The sequence below is a fragment of the Paenibacillus sp. BIC5C1 genome (assembly GCF_032399705.1).
Taxonomy (GTDB): Bacteria; Bacillota; Bacilli; order Paenibacillales; family Paenibacillaceae; genus Paenibacillus; species Paenibacillus taichungensis_A.
Genome location: NZ_CP135922.1, coordinates 2,638,306 through 2,662,896, shown reverse-complemented (window position 1 = coordinate 2,662,896; position 24,591 = coordinate 2,638,306). Strand labels below are relative to the sequence as shown.

Annotated in this window: 35 protein-coding genes; 1 reads left to right on the top strand and 34 read right to left on the bottom strand. The window is 38.3% G+C overall.

Going from position 1 to position 24,591, the window contains the following annotated elements:
• Positions 1–19: 19 nt before the first annotated feature.
• From RS891_RS12330 to RS891_RS12255, 16 genes are all read right to left on the bottom strand, one after another.
• Positions 20–880 (bottom strand): AraC family transcriptional regulator, encoded by an 861-nt coding sequence (locus RS891_RS12330; protein ID WP_315795414.1) that lies wholly within the window; start codon positions 878–880, stop codon positions 20–22.
• A gap of 160 nt (positions 881–1,040) precedes the next feature.
• Positions 1,041–1,589, bottom strand: a complete 549-nt coding sequence (locus RS891_RS12325) for a glutathione peroxidase (protein ID WP_109999975.1) — start codon at positions 1,587–1,589, stop codon at positions 1,041–1,043.
• Between the two features lie 101 nt (positions 1,590–1,690).
• Positions 1,691–2,167, bottom strand: a complete 477-nt coding sequence (locus tag RS891_RS12320) for a GyrI-like domain-containing protein (RefSeq protein WP_315795413.1) — start codon at positions 2,165–2,167, stop codon at positions 1,691–1,693.
• 78 nt (positions 2,168–2,245) lie between these two features.
• Positions 2,246–2,758: a DUF6886 family protein gene (locus RS891_RS12315; protein ID WP_315795412.1), complete on the bottom strand. Its 513-nt coding sequence runs from the start codon at positions 2,756–2,758 to the stop codon at positions 2,246–2,248.
• A gap of 51 nt (positions 2,759–2,809) precedes the next feature.
• The gene (locus RS891_RS12310; protein WP_315795411.1) at positions 2,810–3,310 is read right to left on the bottom strand and encodes a GNAT family N-acetyltransferase; all 501 of its coding nucleotides are present in this window, start codon (positions 3,308–3,310) and stop codon (positions 2,810–2,812) included.
• 38 nt (positions 3,311–3,348) lie between these two features.
• On the bottom strand, positions 3,349–3,984 hold the full coding sequence (locus tag RS891_RS12305) for a hypothetical protein (protein WP_315795410.1): 636 nt from the start codon (positions 3,982–3,984) through the stop codon (positions 3,349–3,351).
• 53 nt (positions 3,985–4,037) lie between these two features.
• The gene (locus RS891_RS12300) at positions 4,038–4,481 is read right to left on the bottom strand and encodes a GNAT family N-acetyltransferase (protein ID WP_315795409.1); all 444 of its coding nucleotides are present in this window, start codon (positions 4,479–4,481) and stop codon (positions 4,038–4,040) included.
• Between the two features lie 152 nt (positions 4,482–4,633).
• Complete coding sequence (locus RS891_RS12295) at positions 4,634–5,275, bottom strand: FusB/FusC family EF-G-binding protein (protein ID WP_113052496.1); 642 nt, start codon at positions 5,273–5,275, stop codon at positions 4,634–4,636.
• A 266-nt stretch (positions 5,276–5,541) separates the two neighbouring features.
• Entirely contained in the window at positions 5,542–6,399 is an 858-nt protein-coding gene (locus tag RS891_RS12290; RefSeq protein WP_315795408.1) for an MBL fold metallo-hydrolase, read from the bottom strand.
• 167 nt (positions 6,400–6,566) lie between these two features.
• Positions 6,567–8,033 (bottom strand): amidase family protein, encoded by a 1,467-nt coding sequence (locus tag RS891_RS12285; protein WP_315795407.1) that lies wholly within the window; start codon positions 8,031–8,033, stop codon positions 6,567–6,569.
• Between the two features lie 57 nt (positions 8,034–8,090).
• Entirely contained in the window at positions 8,091–8,612 is a 522-nt protein-coding gene (locus RS891_RS12280; protein WP_315795406.1) for a DinB family protein, read from the bottom strand.
• Positions 8,613–8,895: 283 nt separating this feature from the next.
• The gene (locus RS891_RS12275; RefSeq protein ID WP_315795405.1) at positions 8,896–9,834 is read right to left on the bottom strand and encodes a GNAT family N-acetyltransferase; all 939 of its coding nucleotides are present in this window, start codon (positions 9,832–9,834) and stop codon (positions 8,896–8,898) included.
• Between the two features lie 79 nt (positions 9,835–9,913).
• On the bottom strand, positions 9,914–10,972 hold the full coding sequence (locus RS891_RS12270) for an alpha/beta hydrolase (RefSeq protein ID WP_315795404.1): 1,059 nt from the start codon (positions 10,970–10,972) through the stop codon (positions 9,914–9,916).
• Positions 10,973–11,036: 64 nt separating this feature from the next.
• On the bottom strand, positions 11,037–11,591 hold the full coding sequence (locus RS891_RS12265; RefSeq protein WP_113052502.1) for a GNAT family N-acetyltransferase: 555 nt from the start codon (positions 11,589–11,591) through the stop codon (positions 11,037–11,039).
• Positions 11,592–11,808: 217 nt separating this feature from the next.
• Positions 11,809–12,345, bottom strand: coding sequence for a GNAT family N-acetyltransferase (locus tag RS891_RS12260; protein WP_315795403.1), 537 nt, complete (start codon positions 12,343–12,345; stop codon positions 11,809–11,811).
• 257 nt (positions 12,346–12,602) lie between these two features.
• Complete coding sequence (locus tag RS891_RS12255) at positions 12,603–13,262, bottom strand: DUF4367 domain-containing protein (protein ID WP_315795402.1); 660 nt, start codon at positions 13,260–13,262, stop codon at positions 12,603–12,605.
• A 209-nt stretch (positions 13,263–13,471) separates the two neighbouring features.
• On the opposite strand from RS891_RS12255, the gene RS891_RS12250 reads away from it, so the two are divergent.
• On the top strand, positions 13,472–13,819 hold the full coding sequence (locus RS891_RS12250) for a hypothetical protein (protein ID WP_315795401.1): 348 nt from the start codon (positions 13,472–13,474) through the stop codon (positions 13,817–13,819).
• Positions 13,820–13,862: 43 nt separating this feature from the next.
• Here the strand turns inward: RS891_RS12250 and RS891_RS12245 are convergent, their stop codons facing one another.
• The 18 genes from RS891_RS12245 to RS891_RS12160 all read right to left on the bottom strand — a co-directional run bounded on the left by RS891_RS12245 (position 13,863) and on the right by RS891_RS12160 (position 24,584).
• Positions 13,863–14,324 (bottom strand): GNAT family N-acetyltransferase, encoded by a 462-nt coding sequence (locus RS891_RS12245; protein WP_315796288.1) that lies wholly within the window; start codon positions 14,322–14,324, stop codon positions 13,863–13,865.
• Positions 14,325–14,359: 35 nt separating this feature from the next.
• Complete coding sequence (locus RS891_RS12240) at positions 14,360–15,157, bottom strand: phosphotransferase (RefSeq protein ID WP_315795400.1); 798 nt, start codon at positions 15,155–15,157, stop codon at positions 14,360–14,362.
• Between the two features lie 11 nt (positions 15,158–15,168).
• Complete coding sequence (locus RS891_RS12235) at positions 15,169–15,447, bottom strand: hypothetical protein (RefSeq protein ID WP_113052508.1); 279 nt, start codon at positions 15,445–15,447, stop codon at positions 15,169–15,171.
• Between the two features lie 27 nt (positions 15,448–15,474).
• Positions 15,475–16,281, bottom strand: coding sequence for a GNAT family N-acetyltransferase (locus tag RS891_RS12230; RefSeq protein WP_315795399.1), 807 nt, complete (start codon positions 16,279–16,281; stop codon positions 15,475–15,477).
• A 45-nt stretch (positions 16,282–16,326) separates the two neighbouring features.
• Positions 16,327–17,211, bottom strand: coding sequence for a hypothetical protein (locus RS891_RS12225; RefSeq protein WP_113052510.1), 885 nt, complete (start codon positions 17,209–17,211; stop codon positions 16,327–16,329).
• Between the two features lie 29 nt (positions 17,212–17,240).
• Positions 17,241–17,795, bottom strand: coding sequence for a GNAT family N-acetyltransferase (locus RS891_RS12220; protein WP_113052511.1), 555 nt, complete (start codon positions 17,793–17,795; stop codon positions 17,241–17,243).
• 60 nt (positions 17,796–17,855) lie between these two features.
• Positions 17,856–18,317: a GNAT family N-acetyltransferase gene (locus RS891_RS12215; RefSeq protein ID WP_315795398.1), complete on the bottom strand. Its 462-nt coding sequence runs from the start codon at positions 18,315–18,317 to the stop codon at positions 17,856–17,858.
• Positions 18,318–18,370: 53 nt separating this feature from the next.
• Entirely contained in the window at positions 18,371–18,808 is a 438-nt protein-coding gene (locus tag RS891_RS12210) for an NUDIX hydrolase (protein ID WP_113052513.1), read from the bottom strand.
• 18 nt (positions 18,809–18,826) lie between these two features.
• On the bottom strand, positions 18,827–19,228 hold the full coding sequence (locus tag RS891_RS12205) for an NUDIX hydrolase (RefSeq protein ID WP_315795397.1): 402 nt from the start codon (positions 19,226–19,228) through the stop codon (positions 18,827–18,829).
• A gap of 239 nt (positions 19,229–19,467) precedes the next feature.
• The gene (locus tag RS891_RS12200) at positions 19,468–19,752 is read right to left on the bottom strand and encodes a GNAT family N-acetyltransferase (RefSeq protein WP_315795396.1); all 285 of its coding nucleotides are present in this window, start codon (positions 19,750–19,752) and stop codon (positions 19,468–19,470) included.
• A gap of 33 nt (positions 19,753–19,785) precedes the next feature.
• Positions 19,786–20,208, bottom strand: a complete 423-nt coding sequence (locus RS891_RS12195; RefSeq protein WP_113052516.1) for a DUF1801 domain-containing protein — start codon at positions 20,206–20,208, stop codon at positions 19,786–19,788.
• Between the two features lie 244 nt (positions 20,209–20,452).
• Positions 20,453–20,875 (bottom strand): GNAT family N-acetyltransferase, encoded by a 423-nt coding sequence (locus tag RS891_RS12190; RefSeq protein WP_113052518.1) that lies wholly within the window; start codon positions 20,873–20,875, stop codon positions 20,453–20,455.
• 31 nt (positions 20,876–20,906) lie between these two features.
• Positions 20,907–21,245 carry an NUDIX hydrolase gene (locus RS891_RS12185; RefSeq protein ID WP_315795395.1) on the bottom strand — a complete coding sequence of 113 codons (339 nt, stop codon included), beginning with the start codon at positions 21,243–21,245 and terminating at the stop codon, positions 20,907–20,909.
• 111 nt (positions 21,246–21,356) lie between these two features.
• Positions 21,357–21,830, bottom strand: coding sequence for a GNAT family N-acetyltransferase (locus RS891_RS12180; protein WP_315795394.1), 474 nt, complete (start codon positions 21,828–21,830; stop codon positions 21,357–21,359).
• A gap of 255 nt (positions 21,831–22,085) precedes the next feature.
• Complete coding sequence (locus RS891_RS12175; RefSeq protein WP_315795393.1) at positions 22,086–22,493, bottom strand: NUDIX hydrolase; 408 nt, start codon at positions 22,491–22,493, stop codon at positions 22,086–22,088.
• A 104-nt stretch (positions 22,494–22,597) separates the two neighbouring features.
• Complete coding sequence (locus RS891_RS12170; RefSeq protein WP_315795392.1) at positions 22,598–23,437, bottom strand: phosphotransferase family protein; 840 nt, start codon at positions 23,435–23,437, stop codon at positions 22,598–22,600.
• A 103-nt stretch (positions 23,438–23,540) separates the two neighbouring features.
• On the bottom strand, positions 23,541–24,065 hold the full coding sequence (locus tag RS891_RS12165; RefSeq protein ID WP_315795391.1) for a P-loop nucleotide/nucleoside kinase family protein: 525 nt from the start codon (positions 24,063–24,065) through the stop codon (positions 23,541–23,543).
• Positions 24,066–24,584: a GNAT family N-acetyltransferase gene (locus RS891_RS12160; protein WP_315795390.1), complete on the bottom strand. Its 519-nt coding sequence runs from the start codon at positions 24,582–24,584 to the stop codon at positions 24,066–24,068. It lies immediately after the preceding gene.
• Positions 24,585–24,591: the final 7 nt, after the last annotated feature.

The window sequence follows — 24,591 nt, the reverse complement described above, 5'->3', positions numbered from 1 at the left end:
CTTGATCCGTAACACTACATTAATCAAACGATCGATGTAATCGACTGCGGTACAGATCAGGTGCACACCCTACACTTTGTTTGAACATTCGACTGAAATGGGATAAACGTTTGAACCCGGCCAGTCGGCTAGCCTCTGTCACACTGATATCCGGCTGGAACTGAAATAGCAGTTTGGCCTGATTAATGCGGCGGTCATACACATATTTAAATATGGTACTGCCCGTCATTTCTTTAAACAATCCTGCCAAGTAAGGCTTGGACAGATGAAGCTCACTTGCCAGATCATCCAGCCCAATGTCCTCCATATAATGAGTTTCGACATAACCAATGATATGCTGTACATGCCGCTCCTTATCGGAAGAGGGAAGGTGGTCCTCGACCCTGCCTCGGCAGATTCCAGCTATAACATACAGCAGGTCACATAAACGAACGTTCATGCGTTCCTCTTTGAAATCACCCGGATTCACCGTAAGCTGATGCAGACTCAGCAGCAAAGCTTCGAATTCGGAGCGAATACTGCCTGTCAGATTGATCCGGCAGTTTCTTAGTTCTTCGAACGGCTTTAGGACTTCGCTCACCCGATCCGGGTGCAGACTGCTGCGGATGGCCGAGGGATCGAAGTGCAGCGTCGTTCGCACATACGGTCTGCCTGGCATGGGATGTGGCCGATGAAGGGTCATGCCATGCATCAGGACCAGATCACCCGGTTCAAGGTTATAGACTCGATCCCCAATCAGATAGGTGCATTCGCCATCATGAAAATAGTACACCTCATATTGCGGATGCGAATGAAATCCGTCCGATGCTCCAGGGTCGTACGTGCTGGTGGAGCGATAGCTATATTCCAGTGGGCCACTAAATTGCATTACACTTGGCACGTTCAAGTACCTCCTGTTCTGGAGAGGGTTTCTTACCATTTTACCCGTTTCACATCATGTCGGATAGTATTGGACGGACTTTTGAAATATAGAAGGCCATGCACATATCCGTTTGTTTGCACGGTAAGTGTCATGGCCTTTTGGGATTGTGAAAGATAACTTACAGTAGCTGTTCAATACTCGCCTGGATCTCGTCAATCGAGTCAACAGGTTCAAAACGTTTAACCACATGCCCTTCGGCATCAATCAGAAACTTCGTGAAGTTCCATTTAATTGCATCCCCATGCAACCATTCCGGTGCTTTGTCCGCCACCATCAGCTTCAGCAGTTTCGCTTGCACATCTGACTCATCAAAACCTGCAAACGGTCCCGATTTTTTCAAAAAGTCATACAGTGGATGCGCTGCTTCTCCATTGACATCCATCTTGGAGAACATGGGGAATTTCACGCCATAGTTAATCTGACAAAAGGACTCCGCTTCTTCACTGCTTCCCGGCTCTTGCTCGGCAAACTGATTACAAGGAAAACCAATGATCTGAAGTCCTTGCTCTTTATATCGGTCATAAAGCTTCTGCATGTCGTCGAACTGATGCGTGTACTTACACTTGCTCGCTGTATTCACGATCAGTACAGGTTTTCCTTCGTATTGATAGAGCGGGAAACGTTCTCCACTCGTTTTGGTTACGCTAAAATCATAGATGGTTGGCATGATATGGGTGCACCTCGCGATGTTATGTAGTTATACAGACTCATATGAATTTCTATTATATACGAAATAGAAGATTCTGTATCGTAAAAAAGAGCCTATAACTACTGCAACGCTACGAACAAATCAATCTCATTATCGGGATGATCAGGTTGATATCGTTCATCCCAAATTTCAAAATCATAGTCCTTCAGCTCATACCCCGTTTCATCTATCCATTGGCCGTATAAATAATCATATGTAGCATCAAGCTCCGATTCAAGTCCTTTGTGTGTGCAAGTCACATATTGGCTTTCCTTGACCGCATGAAGAATCATATCAGGTGGGGCAGCGCTGTCTGTGAGCACCTCATAACCAATCAGATGCGTAAACACATCCTCCTTGGGATTAAAATGTGCGTCCATAGGATAGATCTGCATCAATATGACATTGTCATTTATCCGATGCTGAATCTCCTCTTTTCTTTTGAGCAGTTGTTCATAATGGATCTTGCCGAGACCCGATTCAAACGCAGCAACCGTGGCTTCAATTTTGTAACCTGCCACCTGAAAAGCAGGCAAAATCACAACTTTAGCTTCCATAAATGATCCCCTCCTTTTACAACATGTCGTAGGAGCTTACAATTTCGTACCATCACATCATAGCGAAATGTAATCGCTCTAAACTTTCGTTGCATTATTGAATCGATGTATTCCAAATTCTTTGAAATCCGATGTAAGTATCGCCTCTCTCAGTGGGTACAGATTTGGAGTATATCTGAGTTCAATTCCCTTCTTAAATAATCTCTCCATTAAACCATCCATGCGGTCTATATGTAGAGGCTTATTAACCTGATAAGAAATGTAGTATCCCGCCGTTGGATCAAAGAGTTCAAAAGTCGTGTCATCGAATTGGTACCTGTACAGGGTCTGATTCATAATACTCGGATACCATGAACTTTCAACCGTAACGATGATATCAGCATCAGAATGCTTGAAAAACTTCTCCCTATTCTCATCACTTAAAGTGTCAGTCTTTTTACAGATGATTCTAGGGCAATCTCTTGGAAAGTAATATGAATATTCATGCTCTTCATCAATAGCCCACACCACTGCTGGAAATTCAGCTCTGTTTTGTTGCTCTCTTGGAATAAAAACATGGATATCTGAAACCTCGCTAAAATGATAAAGCATTTAAGCACCTCACATCATTTAGTGATTCTTAGGCCTCGGAAAAAAATGCTCTTAAATTCCAACATCGCTCCACTTCCCGTCACATAAAACGACAGAGGTTTCGATTTGTCTTTCAGGAACGTTCCAGTATCGAGTTAATAACTGCCTCTTCTCATCCGAAGAAACTAGGGTAAAACCATTTTTTAAATAGAATTTTATAGCCCATTCTGCTGAATCCCAGGTTCCTATTAATATCGGTTTGTCGGTTGATGCCACCAGATGAGCCAACAGTTTTGTGCCTATTCCGCTCCCTCGTTGGTGAGTTCTTACATATGCGTGCCTGATTAAAGCAACATCACCTTTATCCTGAATTCCCATAACGCCCCATAATCTATTATTTTCTTCAAAGCCCCAGAATACGACGCCATCACGGACTTCCTGATTCAATTCTTGCAATGGCATATAGGGTTCATGATAGCGATCCTCTGGAATTACACCCTGGTATGCCTTTGCTGCATCATTAATGATCTCAACCATTGCATCTGCGTCCACGCTGTTGCACAATCTGATCATGGCATAAGCCTCCTGAAGGTTATAGTCTATTCATTGAACTATCTTAATGGATATACCAATTCAATAGGTTCATTGATCAATTCCTCTTTGAAAATATAATTATGATCTGCTCCCACAACACATAGAATTTTCTTTCCCGGATTCGAATGATACGTGTTCTTCACACGTTGAATCATGATCTGATTTCGTACAATCCATCTAAAGTTATTTGCTTTTGGATTAATCTGATCCAACCATTCATATTTTTGTTTGGTCATGTTATCAAACGCATCCGAGTTAAAGGGAATCGATCCAACGTCATGTGTATTCATTTGTTTAGCAAACCATTCATCATCGATCTTCTCGAATGCTTTACGCTGTTCTTCTGAGAAGCCATTAAATGGATCAAAATCATTCCAGACATCTAACTCAAACCAGTCAATAGGCACAAACTCTATATTCCGTTCTTCACATAATGGAAAGATAAGCTCCCAATACTCACTAGCTGGCTCCCCCCAATATCCCTTATCCTGTTTATTCTTGATATACTTCTTCCAACTCAGGGGATGGACTTCACCGCAGACGATATCCGGGTTGAATTCTGTAATCAGATCCTCATACAGGGTAAGTGAACTATTATATTTTTCTCTTAATTCTTGATTATGAATTGTCCCCAAGATTCCAACGACCGTCATATCTTTTCTCCTTTGTAGCTGTTATATAATGATTTTGAAATTCCTATGTAAGTCTACAATCTTTTCTTCAAGAAATACTGAATAATTCCTTCCGGGTATTCATCTATCATTCCAAACACTTCATAACCCATCTTCTTGTAAAATTCAGGAGACTGATAAGAAAATGTACTTGTATGTGAAAGTTTGCAGCCCTCACTAACAGCAATGCTCTCTGCTTGCATGATTAATGATTTCCCATACCCATTTTCTCTGTATTCTTCATCAATCCAAAAGTTATCAATATATAAAGTATAGCAATACGTAGCACAGAAGATCCCACCAACTGCTTTGCCTGTCTTATCCCTTAGAAACAAATTGATGCTTTTGCCAGGTTTCTTTAACAGACCATTTGTTTCTCTTAGATTGTATTGATAAAGATTACTACAGACAGCATGGTAATCCTCCTCATGATCTTCAAATACAATTTTCAATTCATCGTTAACAGTAGGGTTATTCATTTTATAGATCCTCACGATTTCATAGTATTTGTCTATGATTACATGTTAACAATGTTCAACCTCTTTTTCCAATGATTTCTGAACACCCTTTAGGAATGAAATGATAAGCAAAAAAGGCCGCCTTTGCAGGCAGCCCTTTACTTAATATAACCTTATTTACGAACGGAGAGAATGAACTTCTCCAGCGATTCTGTATTGGTAATGCTGTGATTACATCCTTGGTTCTCCATGCATACGTATTGACCAATCGCAGAATAGTTATCCGGTAAAGCGTTCTTGGTCTTGACCGTAAAGAATGCAAGCTCTTGATGCCGATTACAGAATAGGCAGTATCCCTTCTTGTGTGTCGGCGTTATTCTTCCCTCAATACCGATAAACTGTCCTTCGAACGGATACACAACGAATAATTTGTTCGTTGCAATATCTACCCAGCTCAGATACGTTACATATCGAAAATCAATGGATTGTAGATCAGGCATTTTCATCTTTTTGTTCTTCGGAAATAACTTCTGAATTTGTTTCAACGTAATCGGTGGATACAACTCCAGGTATGGTTCTAGTGCTTTCATATACCGTTGAAAATCGTCTGTTGTCTCCAGCGACGAGATTTGCTCCAGCATTTGCTGCTGATCCTCTGTCAGATCCGTAAATGCATCAATGATGTTTGTTGCAGCACTGTATCTAACAGTCTCCAAGACCCTGCGATCCGCGGCGGATTGCACGGTTTTGCGAACAAATTCCGCTTGTCTTTTAATCAAATTATATTGGTGGTTTCTAATAAATGGTGTACTCATAGCTTTCAGCTCCTTATTTTTCGTAGAAAAAAATCAATAAGGGCAAAGCCTGTTATTAGAAACGATAATATTAAGTATGGGCGAAAGAATCTAAGCTATCGCGCCCCACGCAAAGTATCGCCCCCGATCAGGCTTTGCATGAGTTATTTCTAGCTAACGAGCAATTCAGCATTGCCATCTGAGTAACCCCCAATCAAATATCATGCGAAAAGTATATCAGAGAACTTCACATGTATCAATTGAAAAGGGTTTACATGGATGTTCTTTTAATCCGTTGCTTTTGATTGTAATATCTGATCATTCACGAATCCTTGTAAGAAGAAAAGTTCATTGTCATTTGCTGTTCGATCGTTGGCTGCTTCAAATCGCTCGATTGCTTCCTCTAAGGATGTGGATTTCACAGCATTATTGGCCGAGATGAGCTCTCTCCAATACGTATCCATCTCCTCCACGTCACAGATCGACTCATGGCCAAGCAAAAAATGAACGGCATCATATTGCTGAATGTCCTTAATCATAGGCAATAACTTGTCTTGCTTAATATGATATAGCGAATTTGTAGTTGTATTGTAAGCACTGTCGCCCAGAAAAATGACCTTTTCATCCGGAATATATACAATGGTTGAATCATCTGTATGCGTACTTCGAATGGTTCCAAGTACACAAACTTTATTGCCCAAGTCCAGATGGAGTGACTTTTCAAAAATGATATCCGGGGGACATAACTGAAATGTGTCTCTCTCTGGTATTTCATTTTGTATCGTTTCCATGCAATGTGAAGTCATCTTCTTGGAATCCACATACTCCTGAAGAGAGCGGTCATCATAAGAATAGTTCCGCCAATCATTCATCCTTTGGCTAGTTAGACTATTCATAATAATCGTAGCACCATATTCATTCATTCCTAAAAAATGATCCCAATGGGCATGAGTGATGACCACATATTTAACGGGCGGAACGTTCAACTTCTCTATCTCATGTAAGAAATCCCTGGCATGTTGAACCGAATTTCCAGCGTCAACGACAAGGCTGTAATTATCACCGCAAACTAACCCCAATGTCGGTCTTTCTTTATCATTTTGGTTAGATAGATAATAGATGGTTTCGCTTAATTGATTTAGCATGTTCATTCTCCTCTATAATAAATTCTTGATCCATAAGAGAGAAAATCTGCATGCTTATTTAAATCAACATTTAGATTTTCTCATTTTAATTGTTTACCAATGGAATCACCTCCTTTGTTTTTCATATGAACTAAATGTTCCTCATCTCACCAGGTGCTCTTTTGATTTTATAAGTTCGGCTTTTTTCTATGAGCTGTTAGCTGTTCAAAGGCAAATGCAATACGAATCAACACTGATTCACTAAAGGCTTTACCTGCAAATGTGATTCCAAATGGCCTACCACTTTCCTTATATCCCGCAGGTACAGCGATCGATGGATACCCGGCTCTTGCACAAAGATCAGCACCAACATAAGAAGGGAAAACAATGGCGTCCAGTCCAAACTTATGTACAGCATAATCTATGCCGTTATTTTGCGAATGATATAGATCCGTTATTAACTCTAAAATGTAATTCGAATTATTCAATGGATTATTCAACTGTTCTCTATATTCGAGAAGGTTTTGCCCATATTTTAAAGCCCGTTCTGCATTTTGCTTGTTCCATTCGATTAATTCACTGAGGGTATGCACAGGTAAATGCGATGGAAGACTCTGCAGATAATGTTCAACGTTATACTTAAATTCATTATTCAACTTGTTCCACTCCCACTTCCGGTCAAACGATGGGATGTCTATATCTTCAATAATATTAGCCCCAGCTTCTTTGATCTGGATTACAGCGTTCTCAAATAGAACTTCATCATATTCTTCGTTATCACGATATCGTGTAAGGGGGGCTTTTCTGAAGATGCCTATGTTTGCATTTTTCAACCCATTAAGGTCTAAACATGTTGTATAGTCTATTTTAGAATATGGATTTTTCCAGGTAGCCGGGTCATCCTCGTCTTTTCCTGAAAGTATCCCTAGTAGAATTGCTGCATCTGTTACAGTCCTCGCCATTGGACCAGCAGTATCTTGCGAGTGTGAGAACGGTATTATTCCACCACGACTTATTAAACCCACAGTTGGCTTGATACCAACAATAGAGTTCTGAATGGATGGACTTAATATGGAACCAGATGTTTCCGTTCCTACGGAGACCATCGTAAAGTTAGCTGCAACTGCAGCAGCAGAACCCGTGCTTGAACCCCCTGGGAAAAAATCGCCATAAGGATTCAAAACTTGTCCACCTCTAGCGCTGTATCCTGCCCACATATCCGAAGACATGCCATTTGCCCATTCTGTCATATTAGTTTTCCCAAGTATAATTGCCCCAGCTTCCCTCAGTTTGCTAACAAGAAAAGAATCCTTAGAACTAATATGGGTTTCCAAAGCCAGTGCTCCAGCAGTTGTATGCATTCTGTCGTTGGTTTCTATGTTATCTTTCAACAGAACCGGAATCCCGTGTAGAAGTCCTCTGGGTCCCACTGATTTCCTTTCAGCATCCAAGGCCTCTGCAATAAAAATCGCATCCGGGTTGATTTCCAGCACGGAATTGATCTTTGGCCCATTTTGGTCATATTGTGCAATACGATATAAGTAATACAGAACCAGGTCTCTTGAGCAAAGCTCTCCCTTTTCCAGGGCAGCCTGTATTTCAAAAATCGTGTTTTCTTCAACATTAACATGGCTCAGTTCAGATAAATTCCCCATACCCTCACCTCTTCTTTGTGCCTCAACTTATCATCACAACCGCTTTTTCATCGCTATTCAGTAGGCTTCACGATACCATTTTCGCAGTTGATTAATGTGGGCTTGATGATAACGACTATGGTCAGCGATATGCCATATGCCCCAGCGTATGGTCGCTTGCTTCTCATTCTCATGTCCAAAAGTGACAATCCTCGTTAGATCATCATCCGTTAATTGTGTACACGCGTCCTTCAACATGGTTAGGACACCTTCATATGTCGACATAAGTGTATTCAAAGATATTCCTTGAACCATCGGAAGTCTGCCATTTTCATCAATCATAGGGCCATGTTGCTCTCTTAAATTTTGAGGAAGTGGTAGTCCCTTTATTCGATAAGCCCAATTCAGATCGACGTAGGTGATATGTTTTATTAATTGAGCGGCACTATTGAAGTTGTTATTAGGTCCTTTATAATCTATTTCTTCCTGCGACATACCGTCTGTAATTCGTTGGAGTCGTTGGCTGTTTTCTGTAACCGCAGAATATAACAACCCAACAACAGGAGACATATTGGCTTCGCCTTTTAAATCATAAAGCACCCTAAAACCTCCTCGATGTTGTCTTCATTGTTCTTCCCTTAGAATCTCCTTGATTTCTCTTAATTCTTGCAATATTTCTTTGGTGTACTGATTACTCTTGGAATTATCCATTCCAATTTTCACAACAAAGATTCCAAGAAACAAAGACACTACCAACATTAATATAGTCTCCAATAATAAACTTCCTTTCTTCAAGAAACAAAAACCCGAGAGATTAAGAACCAGCGATGCTGCCCGATTCAAAAGATCCACTCGGGTTGGTAGTTGATTAATTTAACCGTGACTACTCATGTTCAGGTACATACATCGTTTGTATCTCTTGAACGCCAGGAACAAATCCAAGATTAAAATAAACTGATTCGGCATCATTGCCTTCCATAACATATAACCTTAGAACTGTATACTTGTCTTTAAGTTCAGTCAGGGCTCTTTGCAGCATGCGTGTAGCAAGTCCTTTTCCTCTGTATGCGGGGTTGACTCCGATGCTATATACTGCTGCTTGATTATCCTGCAAACATAGGCGACAGTTGGCTACGAGCTGTCCAGTAACCTTATCATATACAAGGGTAGAAGCTTGAGTTAGGTCCTCATTGGTATAATGGATTTCTTGGTTCGGGATAAAGTCTTCCAAGGACGACTGCTTTCTCCTCAAGGCTTCAAAACCTCCTACAAAGCTGTCAAAATCACACTGAGCGATTTCATCTTCATTAATGTATTGCTTAGCACCAATTTCATTCTCGATAATTTCGGGGCTCTTAACTATAAAATCATGATCCCAACGCACATTGAAATGATCTGTCGGTCGCTGCATCCAGCGACATCTGAACTCATCTGGCCAGAATCCAGCCCTCGTAAATAATTGTACTTGATCGGGGAGAATTTCATATATCTTAATACGTTGAGTTGGATCAGACCATTTTACGAGTATTCTTTTAAGAAGCTTTAGTACCTCAAATGAATCATTGAATGGGGGAATAAAGAATAGATGATATAACGAATTGGGTGCCATCCTTACCCCACCGATTTTTGATTCTCCTTTATAAATCCAAAAAGAGTTATTCCGTGAAACATTAAAACCTTCTTCTCTGAAAAATCCAATATAGGCCATATTATAATAGACAGAACAATACAGTCCCCATTCTTCGGGCTCAGCCTTTTGAATGGAATATTCATTTGATAAATTATAAGAATGAATTTCCTCAGACCAATTATTTAATTCCATGCGTCATTCCTCCTCATCAATGCTAACTACCTCTAGAATATTTAAGGCGTGTGTTATCTAAACATTTCTAGTCCCCTCCTTAAATAACATGTCCTTTACTATTTACTTGATCAATTCCATCATTAATCTTATTTTTCAGCAGCTTATGAAATTTATTTTTTTCCTTCTTTAAATGCTCCTCTAGGAAAGCAGAGATGTACTTATTTATTGTGGAATGCTTGTGTTGTATCCCATCTTCGTTGTAATGTATCGGGATATCGCTAAAAGTCATATGATGAGTACCGTTTAATTTAATAAATGAACTATTCAGATCACTCGAGTTAAATAAAGACTCATACCCACTCAGTAACAAAGGTAATAAGTCTGGAGAGATTTCATTTTCCAGTTCTTCAAACGAGCATTTCTCTTGCCGAGCTACCAATAACGGAACAGATACCCCCTCTTCCATACTCGTCGTCATTAAATGGAAACTAGGATCTAATAGAATACTAGCCTTAATTCTCTTTTCTCTTTTTAGCAATTCATAAGCAGCAGCCCCACCTAGTGAATGACCAATGATCCCCATTTCATTCACATCGACTATGCCCCTAAGATCCTTATCTGAATCCAAGACCTCAGCTATATTTTCCAAAACCCAACTGATATCTTCAACTCTAAGCTTCAATAATTGTTTCCAAGAATGAATATCTAAACTTTCTATTTCGGATACCTCATTAGATTGATTGACAAAACGACCGTCAGGAAAAATTGAAAATATAGATTCATGAGTGGCTCCTATAGTAATAACAACAAATCCGCACTCCACTAAATGTTCTACACAAAAGGAATACATATCTCTAACTACACCAAAAGCCGGAGCTACAAAAATAATAGGACAGGTTTTAGCAGTAATATCAACACTCTCATCATTATGTATTTTTGAGTCCAGATTACATATATAATCCTTATCCACTCCCATACTAGAGAGCATATCAACAGCGGAAGAGATATTAGGTTCAAATAACGAAATATACTTCGACTCATGCTCCACTGGATTGGAAGGATAGTATATACTAATGAGCACTTCTCTGAGTTCTTTACTTATGGGATCAATACGAGATTCATCCTTTAAAACACAAACTTTTCTTCCAACAGTCATTGCATTCACCCTTATATATTTTTTTCTCATTACAACGGGGCTTGTTGAGAAATTCCGATTACTCTTATTGGATCTTCTTTCTCATATACAAAGCTATTTCTTCGTTTTGGCTATGATTATTTGAATATAGTGATACATCAATTCCTTCAATTTGATAACCACATTGCTTGTAAAAATGAATGGCTGGAACGTTCGTATTCTGGGTTTCTAACGTGATCGCTCTGAAGCCTTGTTCGTGGGCAATCTCATTCACTTTATTGATCAACAGTTTTCCATATCCTTTTCTTTTGTATTTTTCATTCACCTGAAGATGCCATATCATCAACGTATTATTCCAAGTTTGTGGTTCAGAAATTGCGAGCGCTATGATTTCCCCACCTATATATATTCCATATGAAAATCCCAGTCGTGTGATTTCTTCATATCGTTCCAAATCATCTGTACTGTTCATTTCTTCTTTTTCGTAGATGTCATCCAAATTTATTAATGTTAAATGCATACTAAAGGAACCTTGTGTCTCCTTTTTGGTAAGCTCATATTTTTGAGTGGATTTATAACCAAAGTTTCCAAGTTGAAGCCAATCTTCATTGGATAGATTCTCTATTTTTTTGATCTCCATTACATCACCCCAGCATTAAAATACTTTGCGACTTACTTATAACGTAGTTTCATTCTTGCTATTATCTCTTCTTTCGACCTTAATTTCCATATTCCTGCATCCTTACTTATTGTTTCCTATCTACTACATCATGCACTGTCAAAGAAATAATAATAATCCCGACAGGATAACCTGGCGGGATTTCGTTTGAGTAGATATCGAAAGACATTTTTAGTTGTTACGTGGCAACCACTTGGTTCATCTCTTCACTTGCCATAAAGTCAGAACGACTCACGTAATACAAATCATAGATTTGTTCCGTATTGTTTATCAACTTATACACTTCGTGGTGAATATCAATGGCTAATTTGACATAAGGCAATTTTCCAACCGCTTTCTTGGATCGAATGTTTTGTTTTCGAATTTTAAGAAAGACTGTTTCAATTTCATGTTGAAGAAACAACTCAGCGAAAAAGGCTTCCTTTGCTCGTTGATTGTAACCTTTTCCGAAATAAGGGGCTCCAATCCATGTTGCAAGAAAACCTGTCTTATGTTCCATGTGATATAAATCAATGGTTCCGATAGGATGTCCCAGCTCATTAAGGATCGTTCTGGAAATACATGTGTTTTGCTCTTCTTCATCGATCACCTGTTTGGTTACAAATAAGTATTCTTCATAAGATCGGCACTTATGACGAACGTATGGAAAAACAGCGGGGTCCATCATCAAATCATGCAGTGAGTGGCATTCGTGTAAGTCTCGTTTTTTCAACATTTAAACAACCACCTAGTCCTTTTAGTTCGCTGAGTCAAACAAACTAAGTATATAAAAGGACGTGTGGAATTTAATGAATTCTGCATCGCTTTTATGTAAAATTCGTCATAGAAATGTTTTCCAGATTACATGCATAAACATATCTTTTTTTTTGCCATATAGCTTAAAGAAATTAACATGCCAACTAAGGACAGAATCCGCTTGCTGCTTGATCGTTTCAGGTTTTACATTCAAATCCATCTACCCAACTGAATTTGTCATTCGATCATGGATTCAGCGATATTCAATACCCATTCTTGCGACATATCGCTTCCTACGATCTCATATTGCAATGCCTTACCACCCGCATCTTCTTCGATCCAGATCAATTGTCTGTTCTCAGCATTCGAAATATAATACGCCTCATGGCCACACACATCCAGTTTCTCGATTTTGAATGATTCCGTATCCGGTACATTAATTCGGCTCTTGGTAGTGCCAAAAACGTGAAGCATAAACACTCCCCGATCCGATTGATATGTGATATTGATGCCTGTAATAACATGATTAGGCTTTAAATCTCTTATCACGACATTGCTTCCGGTCCTTTCGCTTTCTTCAATCATTTCATTTATTTCTTGGTCGGACAGGTTATCGAAGCCGTGAAATACTTTAATATCTTGCACAACCGAGCACGTTGGAAAACGGGGTTGCCAAGGGTGTAGCTTTTCTCTCAAGGCGCCAAAATCTCCCTCCCAATCTCTGGCTGCATAACTCGTTTGTTGAGAAAATTTGTTGTCCTCGGCGTTAGAGATATAAATGCCTTTTCCATCACCTGGCTTCAGATCCATAATATTTTGATGTACCATGCCCTCATCTTCACTAGTCTGAAACTGAATTTTCCCAATTACATCTCCACTCTTGTTTTTAATATCCATGCCTTCAACTCCTCTTTTCAAAGTGTTTTTTGCAAGGAACTTGGTCATACCACCCAGTACGATATTTGCTTCATTCATTGATTCTCGATTACCAGGCCAACTCCTTTCGTTGATCAAAAACAAATTCGCTAACAGCATTTCATGCCCATGGATAAAATTCTTGGTTCGAGGAAACATTAATCATACTACTTATCCTTGGGAGTGATGTTATGCTGTATTTTATCAGCTTTGTGCTCATGTTTGCTGGCTTAGCCTGTATCAACGTTATTTTTTCATATCAAAGCAAGCATATCGACCCTCAATTCTGGTCTACGTTTAAATTCCATCTTTGGATGCTGCCTTTATTTCTCGCTGCTAATCTGAGTGTGGGATACGGGATCAAGTTTGGTATGAAAGCAGTCAGCCAACTGGGCTATGTTTTGGTCATTGCCAAATGCATAGAAGTGCTCATCTCCATATGGATGGGATATTGGTTTATGAAGGAAGTACCTTCTTGGAAAACGTGGATTGGTCTTGTGGTCATCATCATTGGTGTTGTACTGGTTAAGCAGAAGTAGGAGTCTTCCTCCGATATATCATCACTGCACCTCTCTCGTTAAATTAAAAAACGAACCGATATACAATTTCATCATCATATACGTCTCCGGTCTCTGAAAAACCCATTTTTTGATAAAGTTTTCTGGCAACTTCATTATCTGCACATACAGTTAAATTCAAACACTTGCTATGGACATAGTTCTCTTTTATATATCTAATTACCGAATCTATCGTTGCTTTCCCATATCCCCTACCTTGATAAATTGCATCGATCATAAAACCATTCAACCAATAGGACCAAGCTGTTGTTTCATCGACTGTGATCATGACAAAACCCACTAAGCTATCCTCTGCATTATATATGCAAAACGGCAGATACTTGTACTCATCCCCGTCTGGACGAATGTGAACCTTCGCTAGGGACACAGCTACTGATGGAACATAATGATTCTGATTGGCTTGAACTTGTAAGTTTAATGCATCTTTCCAGTTCTCTCTTGTAGTAGGTATTAATCTGATCACAATAATATCACTCGTTCCGTTTCACTTTTTTATTTTAATTAACTCCAGTCACCGAAATGTTTCTCAAGGAACCTTACTTCTTTCTCATAATGAGCCAAATGACCCTCTTCAACCATTTTGATAAAAGCTGTTTCTCCAGACGCTGCCCGATCAGATAGTGTGGTACACATGAAATGAATTCGAGAAATCACCCATTCCTTCAGATCTGTCGGCACATCCATACCATAAGCGTTAAAAAATAACGCTATACGTCTTTTTCGCTCAGATGCATGATCCTGTTTATTATATGGAACGACTTCTCTTTCATCTTTCCCCGGTGAAAAACCTGCTAATGGGACAGAGGTATACAAGCTGTAAACGATATCCCATAGACGCGGACCAGGCCCTGCCATATCAAAATCAATGATTCCTACAGGAAACCGATCTTTAAAAACAACGTTATACAATGCAAAATCGTTATGGCAGACTACTTCTTCCTTTGTAGATACCTTTGGGCAGTTATTTAAAGAAACCGTAGTTGTAACAAAATCCACTGTAGCATCATGATAGCTCTTTAAAAGTTTCGCTACTTTGTGTAAGGTCTCATCAGACCACATATAACTTTCAATCTCAGGATAGTTTTTTCCCGGGACCACACCATCCAGGTAAGAAAGGATTTCTCTGCCCTGCTCATCTACTCCTAAATATCTAGGGGAATGTGCATAGCCCATCTTTTCAAGGTGCTTAAGCAACTCATATACATATGGATTCGGTATAGCGTCACGCCGAACTGTGCTACCTACTTTTACAACCTTATTCACATTGCCTCCGTGTAGGACTTCCTCGTGGTCTGGCAAATGAACTCCTCCTAAGATCGGTTTTGTGTGTACCTATTTGTTTTATCCTTTCTGGAATTCCCCGGGAAACCAGCAACCAATAACACAAATCCGACGAAAAATAAGAAATATACGAGAAAACCCGTGAAACCATTATCACTTGCTGGGATTATCTCGCGTGTTTTCCCACCTGAAGCGTATCCCGCTTCCACTATGGCTATGGATATTCTCACGGAAATTCTATCTAAGGTTGAAATAAAAATACTGCTTATCATGAGAACCGCACCAAGGATTTTATTTGTATTGTTCATGAGCCACCTCCTATTTCAAATTGATTCTTATCTATCAGTCCATGCTGTTCGGATATATCCCAATTTCATTCCAACATGCTCCATATTTCGATGGCTTTGAGATAAAAATGAACATTGCCCTACCACCAGTTTACATTCCTTATTCAAGGCTTCCGTTATTCTTTTATTCAAAAGCTGCTGATGTACACCCTGATTTCTAAACTCAGGTAACGTTGCTGCAAAGGTTAAGGATGCCTTTTGATTTTTAAAAAACAGAACACTTACCGCAGCAGGAATGGCATTGACATATGCGATGTAAAATTTCCAACCTGGACGATGATAAAGAACCTGATTATTCCGGGCGACATAAGGGATACCGTCATCCGACAAACCGGTGCCCCTGCAATGAATGGTCGCGTATAGCTCGAATTGATCCTCTTCAAGTTCTTGAATTTGGATATGATCTGAGTGATTCTTTTTTTCTTCCGGTTTGATGATAAGCGATGAATGAAATCCCGATGCATACATGCCTATGTCTGTTAAACGTTTCAAGAAGTTCTGATCCACCACAGATGGTATGACTTCGAACTGAATCTTCCGATCTCGCTGTCTATAAAAATCAATGATAGCATTCAGGTGTTCCAGATCATTATTCGTTAAACCCTTCACCGTATTGAACGTGGGCCATGGCATGGTCTTACTGTAGAAACAGATGGCATTTCCAAATTGTTGAATCTCAATTCCTTCCGGATTAGAGTCCCGACCCTGTATAGCAAGCATCCGATCTGTCATATAATCGATTTCCGAGATTTCAATTTCTTTAATCAAATCTAAGGATGGAATCAGTGTATTCATATTATCCTCTCCAATAAAAGTACGGGAACTTCGTTTTAATTCCCATCAAAATACTTCATTACATGGCCTATACTTTACAATGGTTAGATGCTCCCACTCGTTATACAGCTGCTCTTTAGTGAGTATCTTCCACGGGTTGAACATCGTTTGCCCATCTTTATTGAAATATAGTTCTTCTCCCAGATGATATGCTGCATGTTGAATGATCCCATTCTCATCTGTCCATATAACAATGTCCTCTTGATGTAGTTCGTCAGTTAATAACTCCTCATAATGATACTGTTTTAATTTCTCAAGAAACGTTTTTTGATGTACCCATTCATAGATAAACCATTTCTGTTTCCCTTTGGAGATTGCAAACAAAACTGCTGCGAGGCAATTTGCTCCTTGGGAAGTAGCAAACGAATTGGCATATGGTTTTAGAAAACCAGGTAGCGACTCCGGTTGCTTCTCACATTCCCCTTTATCCCACCATTCATAAACCAATGTCGTAAGTATCTGTTCTTTACATGATTTGTTCAGCTTTTCCCACATGAAGCGCTGAAGGATAACGTGCCCATCCATCAAATAGCTTGCAGGTATTTCTGCCAAATCATCTACAAATGAAACAGGGAAAACAAGCCCTCTTCCACTTTGCACTTGTGCTTTTAATAAAAATCGTTTCTGTTCCTCAGGAATGGTTTCTATCCATTCTTTTTCAGCAATGATTACATAATCAACGTTCTTTATATTCCAATACTCATAACCATTCACATAATTCACTTGCCTATAAGTGCTGTGGTTATAGAACTCCTCTTTTGGCATTAAGAGTACATCGGTAAAGTCAAATTCATAATCAAGATGTTCTTTTGATAGGAAAAACAAATCTTTTTCCGGTACATAACAATCCATCCACGAAAGTAAAACTTTTTTACCCGGTTTAATTTTCAATATGTATTCCTCCACGTCGGGTTTGAAATTTATTCTTTCACCTTATTTCTCACTACTCCGTAGTAAATCAGATCTTCATACCGGTCTTCTTTCTTGACATGATCCATCAGTACTCCTTCTTGTATCATGCCAATTTTCTGTATAACTTGTCCGGACGCCGGGTTAGAAGCAAAGTGTCGCGCGTATACCTTATGATACTTTTTTACATCAAAAGCGAAGTCTAACATGGCTTTAGCTGCTTCCGTTGCATAACCTTTTCCCCAAAACGGCTGACCTATCCAATAAGATAACTCACCGTTATCGTAACGTTGTTGATTAGATAATGCTATTGCCCCGTATAAATCACCTGTTTCCCTATCACAAATAGCAAATTCATATAATTTATCTGCATTGAAATTTTCCTTATGGTGCTCTATCCAAGACACTGCACATTCTAATGTATATGGGTAAGGTAATGTGAGTGTGCTCTTATAAATGTAGTAGTCATTACATAGTCTGGTAACGGTTTCAGCATCTGCTTCCGTAAATAATCTTAACAGCAACCTCTCTGTGGTCATCGTTTTATTGCGATCGTCGTACACCATGCTATCCCCACCTTTTTTATTAAAATGGATCATTGCACCTTCAAAATGACAGATTTCTACTTATTTCAATTTCATTTTATATATTACTTCACCATCCTGATTTTCCATTTCCTGATTAATAAATCCGATCTTCTCATATAATATTCTTGCAAGAGCATTATTTTTTTCTACGGTTAGTGAGATGATTTGGCATTGTGGATGTTTGTTCTGGATACAATCAAGTATCGTATAAAGTGACTGACTTCCTAATCCTTTTCCTTGATAGTCCTTATCTATTTGAAATCCTCCAATCCAATAATTATCCGTACTTGCTGGTGTGTAGGATAAATAGAAAAAACCGAAAGCTTTATTGCCTTCACGCAAAAGATATGGATCAAAAGCTGCATCCCAAGGCTTCACGTAGGCATATGCTAAAGATTCGATGACCGTCGGTACAAGATTTACTTGCGTTTCAAGTACAGAGATCGCGATCGCCTCTTCCCAATTCGTTTTATCGATTGGTTCTATAGTAATTGGGTTCATTCAAATATCCCTTTCGTTTGCCGAAATATATTTCGTTGGAGTAGATTAATGAGTTACTTGAGATCATATTGTTCAGCTATGATTTCAACGGTATCGATTACGTTATATTTTTTAAAATCATTTAAAATAGTCTGTGGTAAATAGTCATATAACTCTGATCGGGTTGCCCACATATATTCGCTATGTTCTTCTGAAAGTATCACTTGATCATCTATTGCTCTGCACAAATATGTCAGTAATACGATCTGTCTATGCGGATCCGTAAAAAAAGTAGTAGCAAATAGTAACTTCTCAACACTCACATTAATTCCTGCTTCTTCTTTCACTTCACGAGCCAAAGCTTCCTCTAATTCTTCTCCAAAATCGATCTTTCCACCAACTGTTTCCCAGCTTCCCGCCGAAACTTCATCTGCACCAGAACGTTTTAATATCAGTACCCTACCTTTATTTTCAATGACTCCCTTAACCACAACAACAATGTTGTTTTTCAAGATACTTTCACCCATATGTTATTCAGAGAACTCAACTAAAATGGGATGAGCGCTCTCATCCAATGCTTTGTGAATTCTCTCCTTAAAATTCCCCCAGGTTATCATTTCATTGGCTTGTTCTAGTGTAAAAAAACCAACCTCATCACTTTCAATACTTGTAGTTAGCGTTCCTCCAATCGGTTTTCCAGTGAATATATTGTTACATACTCCTCGCATAGTATTTTGATAAAGGCCACAAAACTTAATAAGTTCAATATCAATGCCAGTTTCTTCCCTCACCTCTCGAATAGCAGCTTGTGTGATGGTCTCGCCTTCTTCCACACAGCCTTGAGGCATTTCCCAGCCTCTTCGTCCCTTCATAAGTAAGATTTCATCGTTCTCATTAAGGACAATCACACTTGCAGACACAATAAATTTCATTTTAAGTCCTCCTTCTCAAGATTTAGATTTCATCGCCCCATATCTAATCCATATTTAAATTCCCTCTAGATCATCATCCAATATCTTTGTGTTTTATAGTTTCTTTTGTAGCAACACTTCTTCCGTTCTTGTACAGTTTGATTTTTCGTATGTCTTTATAGCTATTTCATTTCTTTGGCCTGTCAGGATCTTTATACTGGTAACACTTCTTTCTCTAAGTTCCTCCTCTATAAAAGCAATTAGCAACGAGCTAATCCTCTTCTCCGGGCAACTTCGGTAATGTACATTTCTGTGATTTCTCCCTGGAGTCCACGGTAACAAAAAGATTTAAAATATTGAGCACAAGCAAATCCAACTGCCTGATCCTCAATCACAGCTAGAGCAATCAACTCATTAGATAACTCAAGGCTCTCTTTTACGTCTTCCATGGTTGTACCTACTCCATTAAAAGCATCATTGAGCTTTAGTAGCTCCTCTGCATCATTTTCGTTCGCCCATCGTACATAAATGTTTTCTTCTTTCATCACGTGACCTCCAATAATAACAGTGAACAGGAATTAATGATTCGGATAGGTTTCTTTCAAAAACCTGATAGATTGGTTGATCAACGCTTGTAAAACATCTAGATTGATATCTGCAACTTTATTGACGTATACACATGCTTTTCCTGTCGTATGTTTTCCAAAGTCTTTTAACAGATTCTCTCGCTCTGCATCACCTGTCGCAAAATACAAACTGATTTTTGCTTTTCGAGGAGAAAAGCCCACCAGTGGTGCGTCACCTTCATGACCAGATTCATATTTATAATGATAGGAGCCGAATCCAATAATACTCGGTCCCCACATCTTTGCTTTATACCCTGTTGTTTCAGTGAAAATATCCAATAGTTGGTACGCGTCTTCACGTTTTTTGGGACTATCAACACTTTCAATAAATTCAATGACGCTGTTGTCTGTTTCTTTTGTTTTAAGTTTGTACATTGATGAATCCTCCTTCATATCTTTCGTAGTTGTAACACGTTAAACAGACTTAATATCAGACCAACAATCAGAAACAATATCCATTGTTCGTAACTAGTGATTAGAATCAGTTCCCAAAAGCTTGCCGGCCCGGAGTTTTGTTCATCACTGTAGGGATAGTCAAAAATAGCTGGTATTACTCCAAGGGCTATAAAAACTATTCCGATGATCAAAGAAAGAAAATTAACAGCTCTCTTCAAAGTCATCACGCCCTCAAATAATCAGGAAGTCTTATCATGAAGCGTTCACTATTTCTATTAAATTGATATTGTTCATATAATTCATGTGCATCTAATGTTCCGAGTAACCCCATTAAATCTTTAAAGCGCTCCGATTGTGTAATCACTTCAATCAGTTTCTTACCAAGTCCCTGGCCCCTATATTCCTCATGAATAAAAACATCACAAAGCCAATACATTGTCGCATCATCTGTGACAATCCTTGCAAAACCAACTTGAATTTCTTCTTTATAAATCCCAAAACATATTGAAGAATGGATAGACTTTTCAATTTTTTCATCGGATCTCTTATTGGCCCAATAGCTTCTATATAAAAAACCCTTTACCGCATGGATGTCCATAAGTTCTTTGTTATCACTGATAAGGTATTCTCCATATATAAAATCCATCAATCCAGCTCCTCTCAAAATCCTTGATGATTCAGGTAATACTTAATTCCAGCACGATCAACATCGGAAAAATCGGCCCCTTAATGGTTTGATAAGCAGCGAATGGTCTAAGACATTCCACTTCAAATTCAGGATTTATTCCAGTTGTATCAATTCTTGTTTCAGTTCCTTCAATTTCATAAACATCTAATCCAGTTTCTTCTTTAACCTCTCTTACCAGAGCTTGGACCAACGATTCAAACGGTTCAATTCTACCTCCAGGAAGTTCAAACTGAAAAGAAGAGTCCGTCTTTGTTCTTCTTTGTGTGACAATCTCCGTTGCTTCGTTACCAGATCTTTGAATGATAGCTCTTGAATTAACATAGCACATGCAATCAGTCCTTTATTAGTTTCAAATTTTCTTTATAACTCAATGGACGTTCTAAATTTGCTCATCTGCTTTAATGTTGTGAACTATAGTGTTTGAGTTTTTTTTGATTACCTAAATCATGCGTTTTTCATAAATCACAATTGTCATTTTGTCGTTAATTTGTTTCGTATCACCCTTCTGCCTATATCCTAATTTTTCATAAAGGTAACAATTCCTCTTCTCTTCTGAGATTGTAGCCAACTCCCATATTGTTGCATCGCTATATCTAGCTTCAATCATTGAAAATACTTTTTGTGCAATCCCTCTCCCTTGATAGTCGGGTAAAATAAATACAGGGCTTACTCGATAGATTTTATTCTCCTTTTTTACTATTCGAATGGCTCCCACAGGAATATTTGCTTCTCTTATTAGGTAATAATCTGTATAGCTTTGATTTATTCGATCTTCTATTTGTTCTACCGTTTGATTTGCTGGGCTTGTTTCATAGTCTTTATATTTATTTAATAGAGGCATGAATGCTTTTATTTGCATTTCGTGAATGATTGAAGCTTCTTTAAGACCTGCTTTGGATAATGAGATTTCCATTTCATATCATCCTCCGTTATTAAAGCTAATTTAATGTTTTGCTTCTATGTTAGTTCCCAACATTACACGTATAAAATGCGATTTCGTTCTTCTTGAATGCATTCTAAATCTCTAACTTCATTTGTATAGTTATTATTTTTTGTTCATCTAAATTCGTTCTTTGACTGTGGAAAAGAACTTATACTTTTTAAGTCTTCATTCACTAGAGATCTATAAGAATAGATAGGTCCATCTCCTTTTTTTGTGTTAGAAGGTTTAAAATTCAATATAAAATGGTTGCGAATCTGGCTTTAAACAATATTCAATTCGCTGTTTAAAATTCTTCCAAGTCACCTTATTTAATGCTTCTTCTATTGGAAAATACCCTGTTTCTAGGCTTTCACTAGTTACTAGGGGTTCTCCCCCAATCGGTCTTGCTAAAAATAATGTATTCACGATTGAACCCTTCACATTCTGGAATATTCCACAAAATCGAATAATCTCTATATCAATCCCCGATTCTTCTTTTGTCTCCCTGACTGCCGCATCTTGTATGGATTCTCCTTCTTCCACTTGCCCTCCAGGCATTTCCCATCCTCTTCTAGGTCCCCGAATTAGCAAAATTTCATTGTTTTCATTCATCACAATCGCTGCCGCTGAAACGATATGCTTAGGTGGATTCATAGATATATCTAGTCCTCTCTTGGGATATTAGTTTTAAAATAATTTTAAATCGTCCTGCACAAGTGTAAAAACGATGTTATGTAAAGGGGTGCCTCATCCACGAATCATCCTACAAAGTTGGTTTCCAATGTCCATTCCAATCTTTTTAGCCATTCATTTTTCACTTCTTCATTTGTGTACTTTATCCGATCTAAAACATTAATTACTCTTGAAACTGAGTATACCTTCACTAATTCATTTGTAATCTTAAGATCTGAAAATTTACTATACGCATTAATAAAAATCTCAGACAACTCACGAGAGAAGTTTGGATAATGTAAATGTACAAACCATATTACCCATGCGACATCTTGCAGTGGATTCCCCCAGCCTGCCCACTCCCAATCAATAATAGATATTAATTTATTAGATAAAATTGCATTATGCGGTCCATAATCTCCATGGATTAAGGTTTTCTCCCCTATAACTGATCCATTAAGTATCTGTTTTACTTGTTCCTTTTGATTATTCGGTACATAGTTAAGATCATCAATATCAATATTTATTAGTTCTATGATTGGCAGGTCAGGGTCACCATCTCTCCATTTTAATGAGTGAATATCTTTTGCAAGATGAATTCCAAGCAACTCGTAGATTTCCTTAGCTCTATGAAAGTCTCCATCATCAAGAAATCTCTGGCTGTTAATTCCGTGCACGTAGTCCATAATAATGTACTGTGAACCGTTGTCTTCAAAAAAATCATGAATCTTTGGCGACACACCTGAATTATTCAATAGGGTTAAACAGTTAAATTCTGTTATCGCATCACGATTATGAGCATTGAAAATCTTTGCTACGACCAGGGGATCTGATCCCTCAAGTAAAATACTGCTGTTGGTGTAACCTCCGGTAAGCTCAGTCAGTGTACTATATTGAAATTTATGTAATAAGATGTCATGCACCATCAAATTCAGCCTACTTTCTTTATTCTTAGAATCACGACTGTCGGGAAATGTTTTAAAGCGTTTGCATTTTTCTCATTGGATCTTCGATTTCACAACACTTTACTTATTCTTCATCAATATAATTTAAAACATTATTTAAATATTTCTCTATAGGTTGTGACGAATCAATACGCAAACATTGAATATCATTAGGTCTCTTACTTTCATTAACATTATTTTCAAACTCTTCTTCAGATGTGCCCGAAATCTGACTTATCATCCGTTCTCGATTTTGTAATCTTTTACTTATTTCCTGATAGTCATTCAGGTAACATTCAACGTACTTATATTTAGCATTATACTTCTTACTTAATGATGAACCTCTTTCAATCATCTCGGAATAAAAGCATGGACTGTCGAATATTACGTCATAACTTTGGGAGAGATAAAACTCTATCAGCGCCCAATCAATATTATATGAAGTCATACCTAGAACTTTTAATTCTAAATTACTATCCCCAATAGATTTTAATATGGAAGACTTGGAGATATCATGATCAATAATTATGGCACCCGTTATTTTAGCTATCCGTCTTGAAAGAGTCGACTTACCGGAACCAGGAAATCCCGACATTTGAAGAAAAAACATTTATGAAACCACCTTTCCCTTGGAGATTTCCAATTCATATTTAACTTGCGTTTTGCTGTGCCCTTCTATGGTTTCGATCATCTCTTCTATTTCTTTAAATCCACTTTTCTCATAAAATGCCCTTCCTATATGATTCTCTTTCCCTACCCAGGCAAACAGTATATTTATTGGCTTTAAAATTTGAGTGAATCTCTGAATAAACTCTTTACCTATTCCCATTTTGTGATATTCTGGCCGTATATAGATTCTTAGTAATTCATATTCTTCTTCTTTGACTTGTCTTGTTTGAGCATAGCCAACGATTCTGCCATTAAATTCTGCTATTAAAAAACTCCGTTTGGCACTTTGAAGATCTCTAGCGACAGATCGACTTAAATTCTCATCTGAATATGCTCTGCTTAGAAAATTTTGTATGTAGCCTTCGGAGTATATCTCTTTATAAGTATAATTCCATGTTTCTTGAGCTATAGATTGAATATGTGGGATATCCTCATTTGAAACAAATCTGATTGTAATCATCTGGTTA